This is a genomic window from Sphingopyxis sp., from assembly GCF_036402335.1.
Lineage (GTDB): Bacteria > Pseudomonadota > Alphaproteobacteria > Sphingomonadales > Sphingomonadaceae > Sphingopyxis.
Genome location: NZ_DASWTD010000575.1, coordinates 1 through 1622, shown reverse-complemented (window position 1 = coordinate 1622; position 1622 = coordinate 1). Strand labels below are relative to the sequence as shown.

Annotated in this window: 2 protein-coding genes; both read left to right on the top strand. The window is 67.0% G+C overall.

Going from position 1 to position 1622, the window contains the following annotated elements; all coding sequences use genetic code 11:
• The coding region (locus VGD20_RS18620; RefSeq protein ID WP_331135870.1) for a winged helix-turn-helix domain-containing protein at positions 1-377 on the top strand (377 nt) is incomplete at its 5' end.
• A partial coding sequence (locus VGD20_RS18615) for a FecR domain-containing protein (protein ID WP_331135869.1) occupies positions 374-1622 on the top strand: 1249 nt, incomplete at its 3' end. The genes VGD20_RS18620 and VGD20_RS18615, both read left to right, overlap by 4 nt.

The following is a 1622-nucleotide window of genomic DNA, read 5'->3' as shown; positions in this document are numbered from 1 at the left end:
AAGCGCTCGGTCGGCGCATCTATCCTGTCGAGACGCCGCATCCCGTCCAGGCGTTCGGCGACTTTCGCTTCAACGTCCCCGCCGAAGAACTCAGCGTCGGCGGCGAGCTGGTGCCGCTGACATCGAAGGAGTTCAACCTCGCGTTGACGCTGTTCAGCAATCTGTCGCGCCCGCTTTCGCGCAACTATCTGCTTGAGGCGGTGTGGGGGCGCAATCCCGACCTGCCGACGCGCACGCTCGACTCGCATGTGTCCAAGATCCGCTCCAAGCTCGGGCTCCGGCCCGAACGCGGCTTTCGGCTTACGCCGATCTACAGTTACGGCTATCGTCTCGAAGCCATGACGGATGTGACGCCCGAAATCAGCGAGCAGCAGTGAGCCTGCTGCTGGCGCTGTTCGCGATGCTGGCGCCGGCGCAGCCCGCGCCGCGCGCCGATGCGATCGTCAAATATCGCGTCAGGCGGGGCGATACCTTGTTCACGCTCGGCGAGCGCTACTTCAATCGCCCTGATGATTACCGTCGCGTCCAGCGCCTCAATCGCGTGACGAATCCACGCCGGCTGCCCGTCGGCAAGGTTCTCCGCATCCCGCGCAATATCCTCCGGACCGAGGCGGTCGAGGGAAGCGTGGCGGCGTTCCGCGGCAATGTCGTGCTCTCCGGGCGCGGGTCCGGGCGCCCAGCCGCGCCGGGCGCGCGCGTGCGTGAAGGCATGGCGGTGGAAACGGGACCAAAGGCCTTCGTCACGATCGAGCTGCCTGATGCATCACGCTTCAGCCTTCCGTCCAACAGCCGTGTCGGCATCGTCCGGTTGCGCAGGACGCTGCTCACCGGCGAGGTCGATCGCCGCTTCCGCCTTGAAAAGGGCCGCAGCGATTGGGACGTGACACCATCGGCAAGCGACCCGTTCTCGGTCGAGACGCCGGTCGCCACCACGGCCGTGCGCGGCACCGGGTTCCGCGTGACCTATGCCGAGGAGCTTTCAGCGATGACGGTCGGTGTACTCGAAGGCCGCGTCGCGGTTTCGGGCATCGGCAGCAGCAGAGAGGCCGCCATTGCCGCGGGCTCCGGGGCGGCGCTCAGGCCCGGCGGCGAGATTGTCACGGCCGCACTCATTCCTGCGCCCGAGCTCGAGCGGCCCGGCGCGGCGCAGAAGGGAGAGCAGCTCGCCTTCACCGCGCGCGCGATACCCGGTGCAACAGGCTATGGATTCGAGCTCGCGACCGATGCGGGCTTCATAGACCGGATCGCCGAGACCCGAGGACCCGCGCCCGAAGCGCGTTTCGACGGGCTTGCGGGCGGCACCTATTTCGTCAGGACGACCGCGTTCGACGCCAATGGTGTCGAGGGACTCGCCAATGTCTACGGGTTCGACCGGCAGCTCAATACGCTCGATGCCGATGCCCCGCAGATCGGCGGAACGAACGGGCGCAAAGACTATCTCTTCCGCTGGCGCAGCACTGGTGGCGGAACCGCCGAATACCGCTTCGTCCTGTCGCGCGACGAGGCCGGGCTCGACCGCATCATCGACGAGCCGGGGCTGTCGACGACCAATATTGCCGTCAGCGATCTGCCGCGCGGCACATGGTATTGGCGGGTCTGGTCAGTACGGTACGAAGGCGGCC